General features: G+C 64.9%; 2 protein-coding genes. Both read left to right on the top strand.

The window, feature by feature from the left end; genetic code table 11:
- Nucleotides 1-1106: hypothetical protein (locus tag VF515_06785; protein ID HEX7407342.1), on the top strand; the 1106-nt coding region annotated here is incomplete at its 5' end.
- A gap of 12 nt (nucleotides 1107-1118) precedes the next feature.
- A partial coding sequence (locus VF515_06780; protein HEX7407341.1) for an MFS transporter occupies nucleotides 1119-1664 on the top strand: 546 nt, incomplete at its 3' end.

The raw sequence follows: 1664 nt of genomic DNA, 5'->3' as shown, positions 1-1664 counted from the left end.
GCGTCTTTGTAGCGGGCGGCAAGGAGGAAGGAATCATGGATGACGGCAAACAGCTCACACAGCTCGCGATCGACTTCGTCATGTCTTACGGCGCCTGCGCCGCTGGAGTCGCGACCACGGAGACCCTGGCCGGCGGTCCTCCGTCGACCAACCTGGAGTACGTGCTGCCCGGCGCGAAATCTGCCGTGAGCTTCGCTGTGCCGCTCGACCAGGAGAAGATCGAGCGTTTCCTGAGTAAGCAGGACCACGCCGGGCACCAGCAGGACAACGTCCGCACGAACGTGTACGTGACCGGTCTCGCCGTCAGCCTCGCCACCTACCTGGACCAGCGCGGCTATCCCTCGTACGGTGTGAGTGCGAACGCGGTCTACCGCAAGGACACGCCGAAAGGGATCTTCGACTTCATGCCCGACGTCTCGCATCGCTATCTGGCGGTGCGATCGGGCGTCGGCTGGTTCGGGCTTTCCGGCAATGTCATCACCAAGACCCACGGTGCGGCCGTGATCCTCGGCTCTATGATCACCACGGCCGACCTCGAGCCCACGGATCCGCTTCCGGCCGATGAGAAGTACTGCGACGACTGCCGGCTCTGCATGGCGTCTTGCGCCTCGGGCCTGATGCACAAGAAGGAGCGGACGACCGTGACCATGGGCGGCATGGAGTTCGGCTATTCGCAGCGACGGACCTATCGCCGCTGCGATTTCGTCTGCGGCGGCTTCACCGGACTGGCCAAGAACGGCAAGTGGTCCACCTGGTCTCCAGGCCGCTTTCCGATGCCGGAGAAGGACGAGGAGTTCGAGCCGGTATTGCTCAAGGCGATCACCGACTCGTGGCCGCGCCCCGAGATCACGGGCGGCTTCTACCATCCGGCGATGCCGGCTCAACGAAAGCTCAACCTCACTTGCGGCAACTGCCAGCTCATCTGTCACCCCGACCGCGCCGAGCGCAAGCGCCGCTACAAGCTGCTGACCAAGAGCGGCGTCGTCGTGCAACGCCCCGATGGCGCACTCGAAGCCGTCCCGCCCGACGTCGCCAAGCAACACCTGGCCGAGATGAGCCCGGAGCAGCGGGCCTGCTACGAGGACATGTCGGCGCACAGGATGTAAGCAGCACGCAACGTGCTCGCCCGCTTTCGCACTTCCCCACGCGCCCAGACGGCCGCGTTGTTCTCCGGGCCGTTCGCCCGTGTCACCGTCGTCAACTTTTTCTTCTTCCTCAACTTCGCCTCGTTTTTTCTGCTGCCGCTGTACGTGAAGGCGCTGGGGGGAACCGAGGCGACCGTCGGTGTGGTGATGGGCGTGGGAGGAATGGCCACCTTGCTGGCGTTGCCCGTGGTCGCCGTCATGATCGACCGGGTGGGCCGGCGGCGGTTCCTGATGCTCGGCACCATCGGCATGACGGTCGCGTCGATTTGCTACCTCTGGGTGGATGCCATCGGCCCGGCGCTCTTCGCGGTGCGCGTGCTTCAGGGCGCGAGCTTTGCCGCCGCGTTCACCGCGACCACGGTGTTCGCAGCGACATTTGCACCACAAGATCGGCGGGCGCAGGCGCTCGGGGTCTTTGGACTTTCCGTCTTGCTCACGCACGCCATCGCACCGGCTGCCGGTGAGGAAATCATCCGGCGTCTGGGATTTCACGCGCTCTTCGCCGTCACCATTGGATGG

This window comes from Candidatus Binatia bacterium (genome assembly GCA_036382395.1).
Lineage (GTDB): Bacteria > Desulfobacterota > Binatia > HRBIN30 > HRBIN30 > JAGDMS01.
Note: the sequence above shows the minus strand (reverse complement) of the source record. Positions and strands in the feature narration are given on the sequence as shown.